The sequence below is a fragment of the Streptomyces sp. NPDC046831 genome (genome assembly GCF_040645305.1).
Lineage (GTDB): Bacteria > Actinomycetota > Actinomycetes > Streptomycetales > Streptomycetaceae > Streptomyces.
In genome coordinates this window covers 51,860-71,448 of the sequence record NZ_JBEYXZ010000002.1, presented here as the reverse complement: position 1 = coordinate 71,448, position 19,589 = coordinate 51,860, and the positions used below count along the sequence as shown (strand labels likewise).

Below are 19,589 nucleotides of genomic sequence, written 5' to 3'. Positions count from 1 at the left end.
GGCCGGAGCGAGAGCACGGTGGCGCGCACGCCCACGCCCACGCCCACGGCGCCGGGCCCGCCCCCGACCACGGAGGGGAACCCGCGCACGCCCGCACCGCCGCGCACGGTGACGCGGGCGAGGACGGCCATGGCGTCGGGCTGGAGCACGAGTGCAGCTACGGTGGCGAGCACGGCGGCGCGCACCCGCACGGCCATGGTGCCGGGCCCGCGCACAGCCCCACCGCCGGGCCCGTGCACGGTGACGCGGGCGAGCACGGCCACTCCGCCGGGCCGGACCAGGGCCACGGCCAGGAACACGAGCCCGTCGCTGCCCCCGGCCGAGGCCAGGAGCACGAGCCCGGCGCCGTCCCCGGCCAGGACCACCAGCCCGGCGCCGTCCTCGATGAGCAGACCCCCGGCGGCCGCCCCGCCCCCCGCCGGCCGGCCCCCAGTCCCGCCCCGTGACCGCGCCCGTCGCCGGGCGGGTGCGCCGCCGGATCAGTGTGCGCGGCACCGTCCAGGGCGTGGGCTTCCGGCCGTACGTGCACCGCCTGGCCGCCGACCTGGCGCTGGCTGGCTTCGTGAGCAACACCGCCGACGGGGTGCTCATCGAGGTCGAGGGGCCGTCCGGCGACGTCGGGCGGTTCTGCGACCGGCTGGCCGAGCAGCCGCCGCCGCTCGCCGCCGTGACCGGCATCGGCTGGCGGGACGTGCCCGCCACCGGCGCCGCCGGCCCGTTCGCCATCCGGCCCTCCGAGCGGTCCCCGGGCCGCACGCACCTCCCGCCCGACACCGCCACCTGCGCCGACTGCCTGCGGGAACTGGCCGATCCGTCCGACCCCCGGCACCGGCACCCGTTCGTCACCTGCACCCACTGCGGGCCCCGCTTCACCATCGCCACGGCCCTGCCGTACGATCGCGCCGCCACCACCATGGCCGGCTTCCCGATGTGCTCCGCCTGTGCCCGGGAGTACGCCGACCCCGGCGACCGGCGCTTCCACGCCCAGCCCGTGGCCTGCCCCGACTGCGGCCCCCGGCTGCGCCTGGTGCCCGCGCCGGGCTGCGGCGTCCGTGCCGCCCGGGACGCCGACGCCCTGAGCACCGCCCGCAGACTGCTCGCGGCCGGGCGCATCGTCGCCGTGAAGGGGGTCGGCGGCTACCACCTGGCCTGCGACGCCACCGACGCCCGCGCCGTCGCCGCGCTGCGCGCCCGCAAGCACCGCGGCGGCAAGGCGTTCGCGGTGATGTGCGCCGACCTCGCCACCGCGCGGCGGCTCGCGGACCTCTCCCCGAGCGAGGAGTCCGCGCTGACGAGCCCACGGCGCCCCGTCGTGCTGCTGCGCCGGGCGGCCCGGCCGGGGCTGCGGCTGGCCGACGCGGTCTGCCCGGGCAGCCCGCACCTCGGCGTCATGCTGCCGTACACGCCGGTGCACACGCTGCTCTTCGGACTGCCCGGCGACCCTCCCGGCCCGCGCGTGCTCGTGATGACGAGCGGCAACCGCTCCGGCGAGCCCATCGTCACGGACGACGGCGAGGCGCTGACCCGGCTCGCGGGGCTGGCCGACGCCTGGCTCGCCCACGACCGCCCCGTCGCCGCCCCGTGCGACGACTCGCTGCTCCGGGTCCGCCCCGACGGCAGCGAACAGGTCCTGAGGCGTTCACGCGGATACGTGCCGCGCCCGCTGCGCCTGCCGGTCGCGGTCCCTCCCACGCTCGCCGTGGGGGGCGACCTGAAGAACGCCCCGTGCGTCGGCGAGGGCGAGCAGGCCTGGTTCGGGCCGCACATCGGCGACATGGGCGACCTGGCCGCGCTGGAGGCCGCCCGCCGGGTGGAGCGGCAGCTGACGCGCCTGACCGCGGTGGCCCCCGCGCACGTCGCGGCCGACCGGCACCCCGGCTACCACTCCGCACGGTGGGCCCGCCGGCGCGCCGCGGAACTGGGGGCGCCCGCCCCCGTCCTCGTCCAGCACCACCACGCGCACATCGCCTCGGCGATGGCGGAGCACGGCCTGGACGGCACCGAGCCGGTCATCGGCGTCGCCTTCGACGGCACCGGATACGGCGACGACGGCACCGTCTGGGGCGGCGAGGTGCTGCTCGCCGACTACACCGGCCACCGGCGCCTGGCCCATCTCACCCCCGCACCGCTGCCCGGCGGCGACGCCGGCGTGGCCAACCCGTGCCGCACGGCCCTGGCCCGGCTGTGGGCGGCCGGCCTGCCCTGGGACCCGGACCTGCCCAGCGTCGCCGCCTGCACCCCCGAGGAACTGGCCGTGCTGGAGCGGCAGCTGACCCGTCAGGTGGCCTGCGTGCCGGCCTCCAGCATGGGCCGGCTCTTCGACGCCGTGTCGTCCCTCGCCGGCGTGTGCCACCGCGCGGGACACGAGGCGCAGGCCGCGCTGGAACTGGAGGCCGCGGCCGCCTCGGCCCAGGACGCGGAGAAGGCGGCGTACACCTTCGGCCTCACCGCCGGCCCGGGCCCGCTCGGCTGCGACCCGGCTCCGATGCTGCGGGAGCTCGTGGCCGACCTGCGCCGCGGCACCCCGGCGCCGGTGCTCGCCGCGCGCTTCCACCAGGGCGTCGCACGGGCCGTCGTGGAGATGTGCCGGCACGCCCGCCGCGCCACCGGTCTGACCACCGTCGTGCTCAGCGGGGGCGTCTTCGCCAACGGCCTGCTGGAGCAGAGCTGCGCGGCGCTGCTCGCCGCGGACGGCTGCACCGTGCTGTGCCACGGCGAAGTGCCCCCGAACGACGGCGGGCTGGCGCTCGGCCAGCTCGTGGTCGCCGCGCACCGGCGTCAGGACGGGCGAAGCCCGGGACCGGCCCGGTGAGCGCCCGGACCCGGTCAGCCGGCCGGGCCGCCGGACCACCGCCGGCCCAGACAGCGACGAGACGGAGTGACCCATGTGCTTGGCAGTGCCCGGCAAGGTCGTGGCCATCGACGACCGCACCGACCCGCTCACCGGGCTGATCGACTTCGGCGGTGTGCGCAAGCAGGCGTGTCTGGAATACCTGCCCGACGTGGAGGTCGGCGAGTACGTCATCGTCCACGTCGGATTCGCCCTGCAGCGCCTGGACGAGGAGTCGGCCCGGGCGTCCCTGGAGCTGTTCGAGCAGCTGGGACTGCTGGAGGAGGAGTTCGGCGACGCCTGGGAGCAGGCGGCGCAGCAGGCCGCGACCGCCGCCCCGCACGCCCCCCGGGCCGCGGAGCGCGCGGAGAGCGCGGTGAGCGGGGAGGAGGCCCGATGAAGTACACCGACGAGTTCCACGACCCGAAGCTGGCCCGGCGGCTGCTGGAGGAGATCCGCGCCACGGTCACCCGGCCCTGGGCGCTGATGGAGGTCTGCGGCGGCCAGACGCACTCGATCATCCGGCACGGCATCGACCAGCTGCTGCCCGAGGAGGTGGAGCTGATCCACGGCCCCGGCTGCCCCGTCTGCGTCACCCCGCTGGAGGTCATCGACAAGGCCCTGGAGATCGCCGCCCGCCCCGATGTGATCTTCTGCTCGTTCGGGGACATGCTGCGGGTGCCGGGCAGCGGCCGGGACCTGTTCCGGGTCAGGGGCGAGGGCGGTGACGTCCGGGTGGTGTACTCCCCGCTCGACGCCCTGCGACTGGCCCGCAGCCACCCCGACCGCCAGGTCGTCTTCTTCGCCGTCGGCTTCGAGACCACCGCGCCCGCCAACGCGATGGCCGTGCACCAGGCCCGCCGCCTCGGCCTCGGCAACTTCAGCATGCTGGTGTCCCACGTGCGGGTGCCACCGGCCGTCGAGGCCATCATGACCGCGCCGTCCTGCCGGGTGCAGGGCTTCCTCGCCGCCGGGCACGTGTGCAGCGTCATGGGCACCGCCGAGTACCCCGCGCTGGCGGACCGGCACCGCGTGCCCATCGTGGTCACCGGCTTCGAACCGCTGGACATCCTGGAGGGCATCCGCCGCGCCGTCCACCAGCTGGAGCGCGGCGAGCACACGGTGGAGAACGCCTACCCCCGGGCCGTGCGCGAGGAGGGCAACCCCGCCGCGCTGCGCATGATCGAGGAGGTGTTCGAGGTCGCCGACCGCTCCTGGCGCGGCATCGGACGCATTCCCGCCAGCGGCTGGCGCCTGTCGGACGCCTACCGCGCGTACGACGCCGAGCACCGCTTCGACGTCACCGGCATCCGCACCGAGGAGCCCGCCGTGTGCCGTGCCGGCGAGGTCCTGCAGGGGCTGATCAAGCCGACCGAGTGCTCCGCGTTCGGCACCGCCTGCACCCCGCGCACCCCGCTCGGCGCCACCATGGTCTCCAACGAGGGCGCCTGCGCCGCCTACTACCTGTACCGGCGGATGAACGGCCCGCGCCCGCAGGGTGACGGCGTCCCAGGGGGCGGCGGCGTCCCGCAGGAAGCCCGCGTCCCGCAGGGCTCCCGCGTCCCGCAGGAGGAGAGGAACCCCGTTGGCTGAACTCGCTGATCCGCGGGCCGGCGCCCTGGTCGACCCCGCGGACTGGACCTGCCCCGCCCCCCTGCGCGACCAGGGCGTCGTCGTGATGGGCCACGGCGGGGGCGGCGCCCTGTCGGCCGAACTGATCGAGCACGTCTTCGCCCCGGCCTACGGCAACCCCACCCTGGCCGGGCTCGCCGACTCCGCCGTGCTCGGCGTCGGCGGCGCCCGGCTGGCGTTCTCCACCGACTCCTACGTCGTCCGGCCGCTGTTCTTCCCCGGCGGCAGCCTCGGCGACCTGGCCGTCAACGGCACCGTCAACGACCTCGCGATGAGCGGCGCCCGGCCGGCCTGGCTGTCCGCGGCCTTCGTGCTGGAGGAGGGCGTGGAGCTGGACGTCGTCGGCCGGATCGCGCGCGCCATGGGCGCGGCGGCCGAGGAGGCCGGTGTCACCGTCGTGACCGGTGACACCAAGGTGGTCGAGGCCGGGCACGGCGACGGCGTCTACGTCACGACCGCCGGCATCGGCCTCGTCCCCGACGGCGTGGACATCCGCCCGCAGCGCGCCCGGCCGGGGGACGCCGTCCTCGTCAGCGGCCCGATCGGCCTGCACGGCGTGGCGATCATGAGCGTGCGCGAGGGGCTGGAGTTCGGCGTCGAGGTCACCTCCGACACCGCGCCCCTGGCGGGCCTCGTGGCGACGATGCTGGCTGTCACCCCCGACATCCACGTGCTGCGCGACCCCACCCGCGGCGGACTCGCCGCGTCCCTCAACGAGATCGCCCGCGCCTCGGGCACCGGGGTCCGGCTGGACGAGCGGGCCGTCCCGGTCCCGGACGCGGTGGCCAACGCCTGCGGTTTCCTCGGCCTGGACCCGCTCTACGTCGCCAACGAGGGCCGCCTGGTCGCCTTCGTGCCCCGTGAGCGGGCCGACGCCGTGCTGGAGGCGATGCGCGCCCACCCGCGGGGCGCCGGCGCCGCCCTCGTCGGCGAGTGCGTCGCCGAGCACCCCGGCATGGTCGTCGTCTCCACCGGCCTCGGCGGGACCCGGGTGGTGGACCTGCCGCTGGGGGAGCAGCTGCCCCGCATCTGCTGAGCCCGCCACACACCGCGACCCCGCCGGCTCCCGTCGGCGGGGTCGCGGTGCGCACGCCGTCCGCGGGCGGCGGCGCGGTGGTTCGCCGGGCACCCGGGGGTGCCCGCACCGCTCACGGCGGGGCCGCGGCCGGCGCGGGCTCGACACCGGTGATCTCCAGCTCCCGGCCGCTGCGCAGCTCCGCGCAGGGCCGGTCGCAGCGCGGGCACCAGAAGAGCGGGGGCATGCCCACCGCGAACTCCTCGGCGCAGCCGTCGCAGTACCCCCGCGCGGGGACGTGCTCGATCTCCAGCCGGGCCCCGGCGAGCGCGGTGCCGTCGCGGGCCACCTCGAAGGCGAACCGCAGGGCGTCGGGCACGACACCCGCCAGCTCTCCGACCCGCACGGTCACCGCCGTGACGGCATCCGCGCCGTCCCGCCGCGCGAACTCACCGGCCTGCTCCACGATCGCGGTCGCGATGGACAGTTCGTGCACGGGGCGGCTCACGGGTACCGGCGGCTCGCGCGGAGCCCGCCGGTTATGCGCCAGATCCTCAGCTCCCGCACGATGCCGGGGATCTCCCAGGCGATCAGTGCCACCACCAGACCGCCCACCACGGCGGCCTGGACCTTCGTCAGCTGCCGTGCGGTCATGCCGGTTCCCTTGCCCTGGTGGTCCGCGGCGGCTGCCGCGGGCGGACACCCTGTCGTCCGTACGTTCATTCCGGTCGCCTCCTGCCGTCGGTCGCGGTCATCCCGGCGAGATGTTCGGCATGCTCTCCAGGAGCACGTCATGCCGCTTCCAGTGGATCCCGGTGGAGCGGCGCGCGTCGGAGGTGCCGTCCTCGTGGTGCCCGGTCTGGTGCTCGTAGGGTCCCCTGTTGCCCTGGTGCAGACCGCGTACGTGCGTCGGGGTGTCGGGCCTCGCCTGGCTCCGCCCGACTCTGATGGTGCCCATGGGGCTCTCCTTCCTCGCCTCCGCCCGCCGCCCACGCGGCCGGCGCGGCGGAGCACGTCCTATGACCGCTCGGTGAGGTCCTCGAAGAACCGCTCGACGGCCGGCCACACCCGGCCGCCGCCGGCCAGACCCCGCCATTCCCGCCGGACGACGGCGACCATCCGGAAGCAGTCGTCGACCGGCACGATCCAGTGGTGGTCGAGGCCGTGCACGGTGTTCACCAGCAGGGCCTCCACCTCGGGTGCCACGGTGGCGAGCGCCGGACACCCGGCGACCGCCTCGCGCCAGCCGGCGGCGTCCACCTCCCACCGCATGGCGCCCGCCGGGCTCGGCCCCTGCGCGGTGACCGTGCCGTCGGCGTGCGGCACGAAGAAGACCAGCCCGACCGGCACGCCCAGGACGCCGGTGTCCACCGGCGGCAGCCGGACGCGGCGCCGGGGGACGAGCAGGTGCCGGCCGCCGCCCGCGCCGTCGGCGGCGAACAGCACCGAGCAGGGGCCGCAGGCGCACCGCAGCTCCCGCTGCTCGGTGTCGAACAGATGGCGGTGTTCCCCGGGCACCGGCGCGGCGCACAGGTCGCACGCCTCCTCCGACGCGGCCGCCTGCTCGGCCGAGGAGCGCACCAGGCGGGCCAGCGCGCCCTCCGCGCTCACCGTGCCCCCTGCGGCCGCGGCGCGGCGCGTACCGCGAGCGCGTCCAGCGGCACGAACGCCGCGGCGGCGGGCCGCGGGGTCTGCGGCAGCGGTTCCACCGCCGTCAGTTCCGGGGCGGCGGCGAGCACGGCCGCGCGGACCGCCTCCGTCACGCCGGCCGTCCCGCCGCCGCAGCCGGCACCGCACCCTCCCGCCTCGGTCACCCGGACCCGCGCCACCCGGCCCTCCACGGCGACGAGTTCCACGTCGCCGCCGCGCTCCCGCACGGCGGGCCGCAGCCGTTCCACCGCGCGCGCCGCCCGCTGCTCGACCGGATGCGGGTGGAGGTCGTGCAGCACCAGCAGGTGGCCCACCAGCTCGTCGTCGGCCAGGCGCCGGCTGAGGCCGTCGTCCGCCCCGTCCATGACCCGGGCGAGCGCCTCGCCGTACACCTCCGTCAGCAGCCGGACCGCCTCGACGGCCTGGCGGGCCGCCGGACCCGGCGCGTGCTCCATGCCGGCCAGCAGCTCCTCCAGCCGGGCCAGCCGCGTCTCGACCGCCGGGTCCGTCAGGCGCGCGGCCCCGGCGGCCGGGGGCCGCCCGGCGTCAGCCACGGTCGGCCCCGTACGTCGGCGAGTGCAGCGTCGTCAGCGTCCTGCCCTTGCCGACGTACATGTGCACCCCGCACGGCAGGCAGGGGTCGAAGCTGCGCACGGTGCGCATGATGTCGACGCCCTTGAAGTCGTCCGGCCCGTTCTCCTCGAAGATCGGCTGACCCTGGACGGCGTCCTCGTACGGCCCCGGCGTGCCGTAGATGTCCCGGGGGCTGGCGTTCCACGGGGTGGGCGGGTACGGGTGGTAGTTGGCGATCTTCTTGTCCCGGATCACCAGGTGGTGGGACAGGACGCCGCGCACGGCCTCGTGGAAGCCACAGCCGATCGCCTCGTCGGGCACCTCGAAGTTCTCGTACACCTTGGTCTCGCCGGCCCGGAGCAGCTCCATGGCCTCCTCCAGGAACTGCAGCGCCATGGCGGCCGCGTAGGCGATGAAGTACGGCCGGGCGCGGTCCCGCTCGATGGTGTTGCTCCACTGCGGGATGCGCCACTCCAGCGTCGTCTCCGGCAGCTTCTCGCCCTTCGGCAGGGAGATGCGCACGCTGTTGCCGGTGGCCTTGACGTACGGGGTGTCCACCAGCCCGCTCAGCGCGGTCGACCACAGGCGGGCGAGCGGGCCGCCGCCGGTGTCCAGGGCGAGGTGCTGTCCCGTCTCCGGGTGGTACCAGCGCGGGCTCATCACCCAGCTGTACTTCTCGTCGAAGTTCCGCCTCTGCGGCACCGGGACGGTCGTCTGGTTCCACGGGTGGCGCATGTCGACCGGGTTGCCGAGCGGGTCGTGCGTGACGAACGGCTGGTCGTTGACCCAGTCCTCGTAGTAGGAGCTGCCGAGCAGGACCCGCAGGCCGAGGTTGATGTCGACGAGGCTGTTGGTGACGAGCTGCCCGTCGACGACGATGCCGGGGGTGACGTACATCGCCCTGCCCCACTCGTTCATCGTGTCGTAGCGGTAGTCGACGACGTCCGGGTTCTGCCAGGCGCCCCAGCAGCCGAGCAGGACGCGCCGGCGCCCGACCTCCTCGTATCCCGGCAGGGCCTCGTAGAAGAAGTCGAAGACGTCGTCGTTCATGGCGACGGCCTTCTTGACGAAGTCGACGACCCGCATCAGCCGGGCGAGGTAGTCGGTGAACGTGTTCGGCTGCGGCATGGTGCCGACGCCGCCCGGATACAGCGTCGAGGGGTGGACGTGCCGCCCCTCCATCAGGCAGAACATCTCCCGGGTGATCCGGCTCATCTTGAGCGCCTCTTTGTAGACCTCGCCCTCGAAGGGGTTGAAGGCCCTCATGATGTCGCCGATGGTCCGGTAGCCGTGGATCCCGCCCCGCGGGGCGTCGGTGCGCTCGGCGCGGGCCAGCACCCCGGGGTTCGTGGCCTTGACCATCGCCTCGCAGAAGTCCACGAACACCAGGTTGTCCTGGAAGATCGTGTGGTCGAACATGTACTCGGCCGCTTCGCCGAGATTGACGATGTGCTCGGCCAGCCGCGGCGGCTTGACGCCGTAGGCCATCTGCTGGGCGTAGTCCGAGCACGTGGTGTGGTTGTCGCCGCAGATGCCGCAGATGCGCGAGGTGATGAAACCCGCGTCACGCGGGTCCTTGCCCCTCATGAACACCGAGTAGCCGCGGAACAGCGACGAGGTGCTGTGGCACTCCACGACTTCCCGGTTGGCGAAGTCGATCTTCGTGTAGATGCCCAGGTTCCCGATGATGCGGGTGATCGGATCCCAGGACATGTCCACGAGCTGGGCGGGCTTGCGCCCAGTGGGCCGGGACTCGGTTGTGGTCATCGGCGGTACTGTCCCTCGCTGTCCGTGTCCGTTGTGGGGGTGGGGGTGAGCGGTCCGCGCGGCATCAGGCGCGCCAGTGCGGGTCGTAACCGCTCGTCAGCCTGTCCTTGTTGTGGTGCCACTTGGGTTCGTGGTTCACCACGGCGTTCGTCAGTCCGCGCAGCCGGCGCACGACGGCCCCGTAGGGCCTGATGGCCAGCGACGACAGGGTGCCGCCCGGCGGCTCGTCCATGAACGGCATGAACGCGTCGGGGAAGCTGGGCATCGTGCAGCCGATGCAGATGCCGCCCACGTTCGGGCAGCCCCCGAGGCCGGCCATCCAGCCGCGCTTGGGCACGTTGCAGTTGACGACGGGGCCCCAGCAACCGGTCTTCACCAGGCACTTGGGGGAGTTGTAGTCCCTGGCGAAGCTGGCCTGCTCGTAGTACGAACCCCGGTCGCAGCCCTCGTGCACGGTCTTGCCGAACAGCCACTGCGGGCGCAGCATGTGGTCCAGCGGGGGCGGGGGAGCGGAACCGGCCGCGTGGTAGAGCACCCAGATCAGGGTCTCCATGAAGTTCTCCGGCTGGATGGGGCAGCCGGGCACGTTCACAATCGGCAGACCGCCCTGGGAGGTGAAGTCCCAGCCCAGGTAGTCCGCGAGACCCATGGAACCGGTCGGGTTGCCGGCCATGGCGTGGATGCCGCCGTAGGTCGCGCAGGTGCCCGCGGCCACCACCGCCCAGGCCCTGGGGGCCAGCTGGTCGATCCACCAGTTCAGGGTCAGCGGTTGACCGGTGTCGGGGTCGTTGCCGAAGGACGTCCAGTAGCCGTCGCCCTCGATGATGTTCTGGTTGGGAATCGAACCCTCGATGACGAGGATGAACGGCGCCAGCTCGCCCCGGGCCGCCTCCCGGTAGGGGGCGAGGAAGTCCTCTCCGCCCAGGCTCGGCGACAGAACCTTGTTGACCAGGTTCACCTTCGGCAGGCCGGGAATCAGGCCGAGGACGACGTCCTCGATGCCGGGCTGGCCGGCGGCCGTGAGGGAGACGGTGTCCCCGTCGCAGCTCATGCCCTCGGAGATCCAGAGGATGGTGATCTCGTCGAAGCCCTGGCGCACCTCGGCCCGGCTAGGCTGCCGGCTGACTTCGGTGGTGCTGCTGTGAGTGGTCATGTCATCGGCCTCCGCTGCGGGGGTCTCGGAGTCGGGCGTGTGTCGCACGTCGCGGTCAGGGGGCGGCGGGAGCCGGGGCCGGCGGGTCGCCGGCACCGTCCCCCGGCTGGATCGGCCGCACTTCCTCGGGCCGGAAGTAGTGGAAGCGGCCGTACCAGCCGTTCAGCTCGGCCGCGGGATCGTCGTCGAGGGTGACGGCGAGGTGCGCGCCGCCGTCGACGTCGTGGAAGACGGCGGCGACCCGCGCGGTCCGCCCGGCCAGGAACATGTCCTGCGCGTCGGCGCCCCTGCCCCGCGGGCACAGCCGCACCCGGCTGCCGCCGCGCACCGGCACGCCGTTGACGACCACCGGATCGGTCGCCGGGGACAGCCCCTCGTCGGCGCCTTCGTGCCACCAGGCGGGGCGCTCGGCGGGCGCGGCGGGAGGCGGAAGGGGGCCGCGAGTCCCGTCACCGGGCGCGCCGGCGCCGGGCGGCGTGCCGGTGCGCGCGGCCGGAGCCTCGTCACCGGCGGCGGGCGCGGCACGGCCGCCGGCGGCGGTGGCGGGCGGGGCCTGGCCGCCACCGGCCGGGGCGGTGGCCGCGCCCGGCACCGCGCGGCCGGGTCCGGCGGGCGCCAGCGAGCGGATCGCGCCGTGCAGGCGGCCGAGGACCTCCGGGGGCATCGTCTCGACGCGGTCCAGGATGCGGGCGGCGCGCGCGTCGGTCGCGCGTGCCTCGCGCTTCTCCTCGTCGGTCAGCAGCAGGGTGCGCAGGGTCAGGATCTCGTCGATCTCCGCGGCGTCGTGCAGGTCGCCCGGGCTCTCCGGCGCCACCCGCGGCCGGTCGGGCAGGATGATCGGCGCGGACAGGACGACCGACGCGGTGCCGCCGTCCGGCCCGGCGGCGGCGGGACCGCCGGCCGGCGGCTCGCCGCCGAGGACGGGGAAGGTGAACGCGTTGCGGCACGCGCGCGCGTGCTCCGCCAGGTCCGCCGGCGGGTCGATCAGCGACAAGAACTCCAGTCCCTCGCCGCCGAGGAGCGTGTGGGTGGCCAGCAGCGCCCGGCGCAGCACCTCCTCGCGCGGCGCCCGCGGGTCGCCCGCCCGTCCCGTGTTCTCGGTGCGCACCCGGAGCCGGCAGACGCCGCCGGGAAGCCGTTCGGCCGCGAGCACGGTGCGCGCCCGTACCCTCTGGCGGCGCCGGACCACCCGTCCGGCGCCCTCCGGCAGCGCCGTCGTCTCCTCGCCCGCCGCCGCCTCGACCGCGAGGACGTGCTCGCCCTCCAGCAGGTCCTCCAGCGGCACGTCGAGGGCGGCCTCGCGCGGCACCGCCTCGTCGAACGACAGGTGGGCCGTGCCGTCGCCCGTCCGCAGCGACTGGACCGGACGGTGGCGGCCCTCCCCGCCGGCCGCCTCGACCTGCTTGTGCTGCGTCTGGAGGTACCGCACCACGATCCGGACGAGCGCGCCCGGGCGTCCCGGCCGCAGCAGGCACTCGGTCTGCTGGTACCAGGACTCGGCGGACCCCGACACGCCGGGAACGACCGGTCCGTCGCGCTCCGCCCAGTCCCGCGGCAGAAGGACACCGAACTGCCAGCGGACCCGGTTCTTGGGCGACGAGCGGCGGTAGGGGTACAGCAGGTAGCCCTCGTACAGGACGGCGTCGGCGACCGCGCTCACCTGCCGGAAGGCCCGCCCGACGCCGTCCGCCGGCGCGGTGCCGGCACCGGCGCACGCGGCACCGCCGTCACCACCGGCGCACGCGACGCCCTCCTCGGCCACCGCCTCGGGCATCCTGCCTCCTCGGGTCTCCTCGGGTTTGTCCTGGACCGCCGCTGGGGACCCGTCCTCGGACTCGCACGTGCGCCATTCCTTCCACCACCGTCACACCTCTCACGCGAACTCGCCCCCTGCGCCCCACCGGTGGTGGGCCGTTCAGGGGAAGCGCGGGCGGGCCCGGCCCCGGCCGCACCGCGCGGCGTCGGGGAGGCGCGGTGGGAGAACGCCCGGGCCGGCCGGCCGACGCCTCACGCACCGCGGACGACGCCATGCAGACCTTCCTCCCGTATCCCGGCTTCGCGGAGTCCGCGCTGGCCCTGGACCGCCGCAGACTGGGCAAACAGCGCGTCGAGGCGCTGCAGGTGCTGCGCGGCCTGACCGTGCCCGGCTACGGCTGGCGGCGGCACCCGGCCGTGCGCATGTGGACGGGGTACGAGGAGGCCCTGGTCCGGTACGGCCTGGAGATCTGCCGCGTCTGGCGCGAGCAGGGGCACCAGGACAGCTGTGCGGCCACGATGGTCGCCGACCTCGGCGTGTACCGTCCGGGCACCCCCGTGCGCGGCCAGGGCGAACTGGCCGCGGCGGGCGAGCTGCCGCCCTGGCTCGGCGACGACGCCGTGCACCGCAGCCACCGCTCGGCGCTCGTGCGCAAGGACCCCGGCACATACCGCGCCCTCTTCCCCGACGTGCCCGACGACCTGCCGTACGTCTGGCCGTCCTCGGACCGTGAGGAACGGATCGACTCCGGGAACGGGAAGGGGGCGCGGAAGCCGGCCGGCCAGTGACGTGACGGCATGGAAACCCCTGGCCAGGGCACCGGAGGAGAGGGAGCCCGCCATCGGTGGACCCCGGCCGACGGTGTGGGAGAGCGCATGGACGTGCTGGCCCGGCTGGACCGATATCAGCGGCGGCACCGCTGGGCGGGCCTGCCGTTGGCCGTGGCGTACAAGTTCTACGACGACCAGGCCGCCTACTTGGCCGCGCTGTTGACGTACTACGGCTTCATCTCCCTGTTCCCGCTGCTCCTCCTCCTCGTCGCGCTGCTGGGCACCGTGCTCAGCGACAACCCCCAGGTGCAGCAGTCGGTGCTGAACTCGGCCCTGAGCGAGTTCCCGGTGATCGGCGACCAGCTCGGGCACAACCTCCACTCCTTCCACGGCAGCGCGGCCGCCGTCGCCGTGGGCGTCGCGGGCAGCGTCTACGGCGCCCTCGGCGTGGCGCAGGCGGCGCAGCACGCGCTGAACAAGATCTTCGCGGTGCCGCGGCACGCCCGCCCCGACCCGCTGCGCTCACGGCTGAAGGGGCTGAAGTTCCTCGCGCTGCTCGCGCTGGGCCTGTGCGTCACCACCGCGCTGTCCTCGGCGGAGTCGGCGGCCAGCGTGTTCGGCACCCGGCCCGCCGGCGGGGTGCGCGTCGCCGTCGCGCTGGCGGCGGTCGCGCTCAACTCGCTGCTGCTGCTCCTCAGCTACCGGCTCCTGAGCCGGCGCCGGATGCCGCTGCGGCTCATGTACGGCGCGGCCCTCGGCGGCGCGTGCGCCTGGCAGGTGCTCCAGTGGGGCGGCTCGTACTACGTCGGAAACGTGCTCCGGGGCACGACCGCGACGTACGGCATGTTCGGCATCGTGCTCGGCCTGCTGGCCTGGCTCTACCTGGGGTCGCTGGTGTACCTCGTCACGGCGGAGATCAGCGCGGTGCGGTGCCTGCGGCTGTGGCCGCGCAGTCTGCTGAGCCCGTTCACCGACCGTGTGCACCTCAGTCCGGGGGACCTGCGGGCCTACCGGTCCTACGCGGCGACGGAGTCCTACAAGGGCTTCCAGAAGGTCACGGTGCACTTCGACGCGCCCCCGCACGCCCCGTCCCCGCCCACCGCGCCTCCGCACACGGGCCCCGACGACGGCCCGGACGGCGACGGGCGGTTCCCGCCGGGCGGGTGACGCGGGCGACCCGGACGTGGCTCGGGCGACGCGCACCCGCTCCGCTGCGGTGGGCAGGGCGGACCCGGGCCCACCGCGGTCCGCCGAACGCCCGCGGCGCGGTTCGCGCCCGGAGCCCGCCGGGGCGGAGGGCGGTGGCCGCGGGTCCGCCGGCACGGGACGGCGGACGCCCCTCGACGGCCGGCCGGACCGGTGGACTGGCGCGTCGGCGACGGGGGTACCCAGGGGGCGCCGCGAACAGGGCCGCCCGGTCGTCACCCGCGGCGGGAAGTGAGGGAGACCGTCATGGGCGGTGAGCACAGGGAGCGGCAGCAGCACGAGACGCGGCTGCGGGAGACGGCGGCCGAGGTGTTCGGCTGGGAGACGCTGCGGCCGGAACAGCTGGCGGCGATGGAGAGCGTGCTGGACGGCCGGGACACCCTCGTGGTGATGCCCACCGGATCGGGCAAGTCGGCCGTCTACCAGGTGCCCGGCGCGCTGCTGTCCGGACCGGTCGTCGTGGTCTCGCCGCTGCTGGCGCTGCAGCGGGACCAGATCGCCGGGCTGCCCGGGGGCGACCGGGCCCCGGGCGCCGTCGCCGTGAACTCCGACCTCTCCGCCGCCGAGACCAGGGCCGCCTGGGAGGCGGTGGAGGACGGCGGCGTCCGGTTCGTGTACCTCTCGCCCGAGCAGCTGGCCAAGGACGACGTGGTGGACCGGCTGGCCGGAGCCCGGCCCGCCCTCTTCGTGGTGGACGAGGCGCAGTGCGTGTCCTCCTGGGGGCACGACTTCCGCCCCGACTACCTGCGGCTGGAGCAGGCGGTACGGCGGGTGGGACGGCCCCCGGTGCTGGCCCTGACCGCGACCGCCGCCCCGCCGGTGCGCAAGGACATCGCCGAGCGGCTCGGCATGAGCGATCCGCGGGTGCTGGTGACCGGCTTCGACCGGCCGAACATCCGGCTGGAGGTGCGCCGCTTCCAGGACGAGGACGACCGGCGCCGGGCCGTGACCGAGCGGGCCGCGGGCGAGCCGAAACCAGGTCTGGTCTACGCGGCGACCCGCAAGGACACCGAGCGTTACGCCGCCGATCTGGCCTCCCTCGGGCTGGCCGCCGAGGCCTACCACGCCGGCCTGAAGGCCGCCGAACGGGAGCGGATCCACGACGCCTTCCTCTCCGGCGAGGCCGACGTCGTGGTGGCCACCTCGGCGTTCGGGATGGGCATCGACAAGGAGGACGTGCGGTTCGTCCTGCACGCGGCGCTGCCGGGCTCGCTGGACGCCTACTACCAGGAGATCGGCCGGTGCGGCCGGGACGGGGAGCCGGCCCTCGCCGTGCTCCACTACCGGCCGGAGGACACCGGCATGCAGACCTACTTCGCCGGCCGCACCCCCGCCCGCGACACCGTCGCCGAGGTCGTCGACGCCGTCCACGACCACCGGCACGACCCCGCCGACCTGGACGAGCTGCGCCAGGACACCGGCCTGTCCCGCAACCGGGTCACCGCGGTGGTGAACCTGCTGGAGGAGGCCGGCACCGTCGCCACCGGCGAGGACGGGGAGGTCAGCCCCGTCGCCGGGACGCCCGCGGCCGACGCGGTGGAACAGGCCGCGCGGACGGCCGAGGCCCATTACCGCACCGACCGGACCCGCGTCGACATCGACATGGCCCGCGCGTACGCCGAGACGACCGGCTGCCGGCGCCACTTCCTGCTCGGCTACTTCGGCGAGGACTACCAGGCGCCCTGCGGCAACTGCGACGTCTGCGACGAACGGGCGGCCCGGGGGGACGACGAGGACGCCGCCGCGAGCGGACGGCCCGCCCACCCCACCGCCGCCGAGTATCCGGTCGGGGCGGAGGTGAGCCACGGGCAGTGGGGCGACGGCACCGTGCTGAGCGAGGACGGGGACCGCATCACGGTCCTGTTCGAGGAGGCCGGCTACCGCACGCTGTCGCTGGAGGCGCTGGCCGAACGCGACGACCTGCTCACGGTGCACGGACGGCCGGACGAGCACGGACCGGACCGGTGAACGCGCCCCGCCCGGGGCCGGCGGCGACCGTTTCCGTTCGCACTGCGGGGAACCCGGGGATCTCCGAACGGCACAGGAGGACCGACATGACCGGTGACAACGACGAGCAGGGCGACCGTTTCGACCGGGCACGCAGCTCCGAGGAGCCCGGCGCCCACTCGGGCGCGGAGAGCGATCAGCAGGAGCGCACGATCCCCGGTACGGCCAGTGCCGCGGAGGGCTACCAGGAGGAGCGGGGCACGCGCGCCGGCACGCCCCTGGAAGGCGTCGAGGCGGGGGAGGAGTCCGGGCCCGAACGGGAGGACGAGGACCAGGAAGGGGAACCCGGCGAGGCGGGTACCCCTCTCTGAGGACGACGGAGCGAAGGACGGCCGGCCGGGGCGTGCATGCCGCGGCCGGCCGTCGCGCGGCCGGGACGAGGTGCGTACGACGCCCGCCGGTGCGGGGCGGGAAGGGGAGGGCCCTTGCTGGACGGGGCGACGCGGGGGAGCCGGCGACCTGCCGGACGGGAGCGCGGACGCGGGGACGCGCGGCTCCCGGGCGCGGGCGGGGCACGGCCCGACGGCGCACCGTACAGGGCCGACGGCCGCAGCGGGTCCCCTCCGCCGCGGTCGGTGCGCGCGCGGGCCGCGGCGCGCGGGGGACCGGTGCCGCGGACGCCGGGGGCCGTGCGGTCCACGGTCCGCGACGGGCCGTCCACGCCGCGGATCCGGCTCGCGCGCGCCGCGGCGTACGCGGGCCGCACCCTGCGCGGCGAGTGGCACGGGATCGTGGTCGATCCGGTGCGGCGGCTGCTGCGGCGCGGGCTCGGCGGGCTGTTCCTGGCGTTCCTGGCCTCGTTCGGCGTCATCTTCTTCCATGCGATCGCCCAGCGGCCGGCCGGCGAGGCGGCGGTCCGGCTCCTCGGCGGGGTGACGGCGGACCTGCCGCTGTGGCTGGCCCTGCTGCGCACTCCGGTGTCGCTGTACGTGCCCGCGCTGGATCTGCCTGTGTGGGCGGGCATCACCCAGCTCTTCCTGGCGTTCGCGCTGGCCGAACTCACGCTCGGCCGGACCCGGACGCTGGTGATCGCCTATGCGGCCACGCTGGCGGGCACGCTGACGGTCCGGGTGATGGTCGCCCTGGGACCGGGCCGGTGGGGGCTGGGCCTGCCGCCGGAGACCGGCCAGGTGCTCGACACGGGGCCCTCCGCCGCGGTGGTGGGCCTGTTCACCTATCTCTCGATCGTCCGGCGGGCCCCCGTCGTCTTCACGCTCACCGGCGGCTCGATGGTGGCGGAGTCGGTCCTCGAGCCCAATCTGGCCGGCCGCGAGCACCTGATCGCCGTGGCCGCCGCCGTCGTCCTGGGCCTGCTGCACGGACGGTGGCGCGCGCTGGTGCCGACGCGGCTGCCCGGACGGTGCGCCCGGTGGGGCGAGCCGGACGCGAGGAGGACACGGGACGCTGGGCCGGTACCCTCACCGGGCCGCCCGCCCGCCCCCGGCGCCCCGGCACCGGGCCGGCCGGCGAGCGGGGGCCGCGCCGCGGACACGCCGGGCTGACCCTCTCCGGGTGCCCGGGCCGGGCTGACCCTCTCCGGGTGCCCGGACGGAAACCAGGCGTGGGCGCCTCCGGCGCGGCGGCGCGCCGCACATGAGGAGGACGGCGGAACCGCCCGGGTGCACGGCGGTGTCTCGGGCCGGTCCGTCGCACCTCGGCAAGCGGCCCGTTCGGCCCTCCGCGACACCCCGGTCCGTGAGAACCGCGGACGGAGTCCGCCGACAGCTCAGGACGGAAGGGGCCGCCCGCCCGGCACGCGCCCTCCTCCGCCGGGCCTCTAACTCCAGGATGCTCAGCCGGGCGTCGGGCCGGCAGTGGCCGCACGCGGTCAGGCCCGTGGCGAGGAGCCGGCGGGCCTCGTCGCGGCTGACGGGACGGCGCCGTTCGCCGGCCAGATGGCAGTCGCCGGTGTGGACCTGGAGCGGGCGGCGTCCGCTGCCGATGCCGAGTTCCACGAGCCACTCCGGCGGCCGGGGCCGCAGACGGCGGCCCCGCTCCTCCTCGGCCTGCCGCTCCTTGAGCGCGGCGATCTTGCGGTCGATGCGCGCCAGCCACATGGCGTGCCACACCCGCAGGGTGTGCAGGCGGTCCAGGTCGGGCGGCAAGTCATCGAACACGTTTTTGATTCTAGATCCATGATCCGGCGGTGCGCGCCTCGCATGTTCGAATTTACGTTCGATAGGGTGGGGTCTGGGAGGTGAGAGTCATGACGTCGCAGACACATGCGCCGGAGGTGTCGACGGTGATGCACGTGCGCTGCCCCGACCGCCTGCCGGAAGAGCTCTACCGGCAGGTCCTGGAGCAGTTGGCCGGCCTGTCCCCGGTCGTGCAGGCGCTGCCCCCGTCCGCGGCCCTGGTCGAACTGAAGGGCGCGCTGCGCTACCACGGCGTGCAGGCCCGCCGCCTGGGCGAGGTCCTGCGGATCCGCACCATCTCCCGGCTGGGCGTCGACGTACGCGTCGGCATCGGCCCGTCGATCACCGTCGCGGCCACCGCCTCCGCCCAGGTCGAACTCCCCGGCGGCGTCCTCGCCGTCGGCCCCGGTGAGGTCGCCGACTGGCTGGGCCCGCTGCCGGTCGAGGCCCTCCACGGCATCGGCCCCCGCCAGGCCGAGGTGCTGCGCGAGTACGGCATCCACCGCGTGGGCCTGCTCGCCGCCACGCCGCCCGCCACCGTGCAGCGCCTGCTGGGAGGCCGGGCCGGACGGCTGGCCGCCGACCGGGCGCGCGGCATCGACCCGCGCCCCGTCGTCCCGCGCGCCCTGCCCGCCACGGCAGCCGTGCGCTGCGCCTTCCCCCGGCACGCCCTGGAGGGTGCCGAGGTCCGGGCGGCGCTGCTCGACCTGGTCGTCCGGCTCGGCCGGCTGCTGCGCCGGCGCGGCCAGGCCGCCCGCGCGCTCACCCTGGTGCTGAAGTTCGCCGGCGGAGCGACCTGGGACACCACCCGGCGCCTGCCGGAGCCGTCCGCGCACGACGAGGACCTGCGCGCCCTGGCCTACCGGCTGATGGACGCCGCCGGCCTCCAGCGCGGCCGGCTGACCGGACTCGTCCTGAAGGGTGAGGACCTCGTCGACGCCGGCCAGGTGGCGGAGCAGATCAGCCTGGACCACGCCCGCGAGTCCCGCCTCGTCGCCGAGGAGACCATGGACCGCATCCGCGACAAGTTCGGCCCCGGAGCGATCGGCCCCGCCACCCTCTTCCGGCGCGCCGGCTGACCGGGCCCGCCGGGAC

General features: G+C 75.4%; 20 protein-coding genes. 10 read left to right on the top strand and 10 right to left on the bottom strand.

Annotation, left to right across the window (positions count from 1 at the left end; all coding sequences use genetic code 11):
• A partial coding sequence (locus ABZ920_RS02225; RefSeq protein ID WP_361497808.1) for a hypothetical protein occupies positions 1 to 365 on the bottom strand: 365 nt, incomplete at its 3' end.
• Between the two features lie 77 nt (positions 366 to 442).
• Here ABZ920_RS02225 and hypF point away from each other — a divergent pair.
• The 4 genes from hypF to hypE all read left to right on the top strand — a co-directional run bounded on the left by hypF (position 443) and on the right by hypE (position 5,498).
• Positions 443 to 2,812 (top strand): carbamoyltransferase HypF, encoded by a 2,370-nt coding sequence (gene hypF, locus ABZ920_RS02220; protein WP_361497806.1) that lies wholly within the window; start codon positions 443 to 445, stop codon positions 2,810 to 2,812.
• 73 nt (positions 2,813 to 2,885) lie between these two features.
• Positions 2,886 to 3,230, top strand: coding sequence for a HypC/HybG/HupF family hydrogenase formation chaperone (locus ABZ920_RS02215; RefSeq protein ID WP_361497803.1), 345 nt, complete (start codon positions 2,886 to 2,888; stop codon positions 3,228 to 3,230).
• Complete coding sequence (gene hypD, locus ABZ920_RS02210) at positions 3,227 to 4,423, top strand: hydrogenase formation protein HypD (RefSeq protein WP_361497801.1); 1,197 nt, start codon at positions 3,227 to 3,229, stop codon at positions 4,421 to 4,423. The genes ABZ920_RS02215 and hypD overlap by 4 nt, the downstream gene beginning before the upstream one ends.
• A complete protein-coding gene (gene hypE / locus ABZ920_RS02205) occupies positions 4,416 to 5,498 on the top strand; it encodes a hydrogenase expression/formation protein HypE (protein WP_361497798.1) in 1,083 nt (360 codons plus the stop codon). The genes hypD and hypE overlap by 8 nt, the downstream gene beginning before the upstream one ends.
• A 112-nt stretch (positions 5,499 to 5,610) precedes the next feature.
• Here hypE and hypA read toward each other — a convergent pair whose 3' ends face one another.
• The 8 genes from hypA to ABZ920_RS02165 all read right to left on the bottom strand — a co-directional run bounded on the left by hypA (position 5,611) and on the right by ABZ920_RS02165 (position 12,394).
• Positions 5,611 to 5,973, bottom strand: a complete 363-nt coding sequence (gene hypA / locus ABZ920_RS02200; RefSeq protein WP_361497795.1) for a hydrogenase maturation nickel metallochaperone HypA — start codon at positions 5,971 to 5,973, stop codon at positions 5,611 to 5,613.
• An 8-nt stretch (positions 5,974 to 5,981) separates the two neighbouring features.
• Positions 5,982 to 6,131, bottom strand: a complete 150-nt coding sequence (locus ABZ920_RS02195) for a hypothetical protein (RefSeq protein WP_361497792.1) — start codon at positions 6,129 to 6,131, stop codon at positions 5,982 to 5,984.
• 97 nt (positions 6,132 to 6,228) lie between these two features.
• On the bottom strand, positions 6,229 to 6,435 hold the full coding sequence (locus ABZ920_RS02190; RefSeq protein ID WP_361497789.1) for a hypothetical protein: 207 nt from the start codon (positions 6,433 to 6,435) through the stop codon (positions 6,229 to 6,231).
• 59 nt (positions 6,436 to 6,494) lie between these two features.
• Positions 6,495 to 7,088, bottom strand: coding sequence for a DUF5947 family protein (locus ABZ920_RS02185; protein WP_361497786.1), 594 nt, complete (start codon positions 7,086 to 7,088; stop codon positions 6,495 to 6,497).
• Positions 7,085 to 7,681, bottom strand: coding sequence for a NifU family protein (locus ABZ920_RS02180; protein ID WP_361497782.1), 597 nt, complete (start codon positions 7,679 to 7,681; stop codon positions 7,085 to 7,087). The genes ABZ920_RS02185 and ABZ920_RS02180 overlap by 4 nt, the downstream gene beginning before the upstream one ends.
• Positions 7,674 to 9,467 (bottom strand): nickel-dependent hydrogenase large subunit, encoded by a 1,794-nt coding sequence (locus ABZ920_RS02175; RefSeq protein WP_361497779.1) that lies wholly within the window; start codon positions 9,465 to 9,467, stop codon positions 7,674 to 7,676. The genes ABZ920_RS02180 and ABZ920_RS02175 overlap by 8 nt, the downstream gene beginning before the upstream one ends.
• 64 nt (positions 9,468 to 9,531) lie before the next feature.
• Positions 9,532 to 10,620 (bottom strand): hydrogenase expression protein HypE, encoded by a 1,089-nt coding sequence (locus ABZ920_RS02170; RefSeq protein WP_361497776.1) that lies wholly within the window; start codon positions 10,618 to 10,620, stop codon positions 9,532 to 9,534.
• 55 nt (positions 10,621 to 10,675) lie between these two features.
• Entirely contained in the window at positions 10,676 to 12,394 is a 1,719-nt protein-coding gene (locus tag ABZ920_RS02165) for a hypothetical protein (protein WP_361497773.1), read from the bottom strand.
• Positions 12,395 to 12,648: 254 nt separating this feature from the next.
• On the opposite strand from ABZ920_RS02165, the gene ABZ920_RS02160 reads away from it, so the two are divergent.
• The 5 genes from ABZ920_RS02160 (at position 12,649) to ABZ920_RS02140 (ending at position 17,861) form a co-directional block, all read left to right on the top strand.
• Positions 12,649 to 13,164, top strand: coding sequence for an MSMEG_6728 family protein (locus tag ABZ920_RS02160; protein ID WP_361498353.1), 516 nt, complete (start codon positions 12,649 to 12,651; stop codon positions 13,162 to 13,164).
• 87 nt (positions 13,165 to 13,251) lie between these two features.
• Positions 13,252 to 14,313, top strand: coding sequence for a YhjD/YihY/BrkB family envelope integrity protein (locus ABZ920_RS02155; RefSeq protein WP_361497770.1), 1,062 nt, complete (start codon positions 13,252 to 13,254; stop codon positions 14,311 to 14,313).
• 285 nt (positions 14,314 to 14,598) lie between these two features.
• A complete protein-coding gene (locus tag ABZ920_RS02150) occupies positions 14,599 to 16,320 on the top strand; it encodes an ATP-dependent DNA helicase RecQ (RefSeq protein WP_361497767.1) in 1,722 nt (573 codons plus the stop codon).
• 86 nt (positions 16,321 to 16,406) lie between these two features.
• Complete coding sequence (locus ABZ920_RS02145; protein ID WP_361497764.1) at positions 16,407 to 16,670, top strand: hypothetical protein; 264 nt, start codon at positions 16,407 to 16,409, stop codon at positions 16,668 to 16,670.
• Positions 16,671 to 17,027: 357 nt separating this feature from the next.
• Entirely contained in the window at positions 17,028 to 17,861 is an 834-nt protein-coding gene (locus ABZ920_RS02140) for a hypothetical protein (RefSeq protein ID WP_361498351.1), read from the top strand.
• On the opposite strand, the gene ABZ920_RS02135 is transcribed toward ABZ920_RS02140, so the two are convergent.
• Positions 17,778 to 18,416, bottom strand: a complete 639-nt coding sequence (locus tag ABZ920_RS02135; RefSeq protein ID WP_361498349.1) for a DUF6233 domain-containing protein — start codon at positions 18,414 to 18,416, stop codon at positions 17,778 to 17,780. The genes ABZ920_RS02140 and ABZ920_RS02135 overlap by 84 nt on opposite strands.
• A 149-nt stretch (positions 18,417 to 18,565) precedes the next feature.
• Between ABZ920_RS02135 and ABZ920_RS02130 the strand changes: the two genes are divergently transcribed.
• Entirely contained in the window at positions 18,566 to 19,573 is a 1,008-nt protein-coding gene (locus ABZ920_RS02130; protein ID WP_361497761.1) for a hypothetical protein, read from the top strand.
• Positions 19,574 to 19,589 lie beyond the last annotated feature (16 nt).

What these genes read in the sequence shown, in the direction of transcription:
- ABZ920_RS02130 (WP_361497761.1), top strand. Translation starts at nt 18,566, where the DNA reads ATGACGTCGCAGACACATGCGCCGGAGGTGTCGACGGTGATGCACGTG.
- ABZ920_RS02160 (WP_361498353.1), top strand. Translation starts at nt 12,649, where the DNA reads ATGCAGACCTTCCTCCCGTATCCCGGCTTCGCGGAGTCCGCGCTGGCC.
- ABZ920_RS02215 (WP_361497803.1), top strand. Translation starts at nt 2,886, where the DNA reads ATGTGCTTGGCAGTGCCCGGCAAGGTCGTGGCCATCGACGACCGCACC.
- ABZ920_RS02195 (WP_361497792.1), bottom strand. Translation starts at nt 6,131, where the DNA reads ATGACCGCACGGCAGCTGACGAAGGTCCAGGCCGCCGTGGTGGGCGGT.
- ABZ920_RS02190 (WP_361497789.1), bottom strand. Translation starts at nt 6,435, where the DNA reads ATGGGCACCATCAGAGTCGGGCGGAGCCAGGCGAGGCCCGACACCCCG.
- ABZ920_RS02170 (WP_361497776.1), bottom strand. Translation starts at nt 10,620, where the DNA reads ATGACCACTCACAGCAGCACCACCGAAGTCAGCCGGCAGCCTAGCCGG.
- ABZ920_RS02155 (WP_361497770.1), top strand. Translation starts at nt 13,252, where the DNA reads ATGGACGTGCTGGCCCGGCTGGACCGATATCAGCGGCGGCACCGCTGG.
- ABZ920_RS02175 (WP_361497779.1), bottom strand. Translation starts at nt 9,467, where the DNA reads ATGACCACAACCGAGTCCCGGCCCACTGGGCGCAAGCCCGCCCAGCTC.
- hypD (WP_361497801.1), top strand. Translation starts at nt 3,227, where the DNA reads ATGAAGTACACCGACGAGTTCCACGACCCGAAGCTGGCCCGGCGGCTG.
- ABZ920_RS02135 (WP_361498349.1), bottom strand. Translation starts at nt 18,416, where the DNA reads ATGTGGCTGGCGCGCATCGACCGCAAGATCGCCGCGCTCAAGGAGCGG.
- ABZ920_RS02150 (WP_361497767.1), top strand. Translation starts at nt 14,599, where the DNA reads ATGGGCGGTGAGCACAGGGAGCGGCAGCAGCACGAGACGCGGCTGCGG.
- ABZ920_RS02145 (WP_361497764.1), top strand. Translation starts at nt 16,407, where the DNA reads ATGACCGGTGACAACGACGAGCAGGGCGACCGTTTCGACCGGGCACGC.
- ABZ920_RS02165 (WP_361497773.1), bottom strand. Translation starts at nt 12,394, where the DNA reads ATGCCCGAGGCGGTGGCCGAGGAGGGCGTCGCGTGCGCCGGTGGTGAC.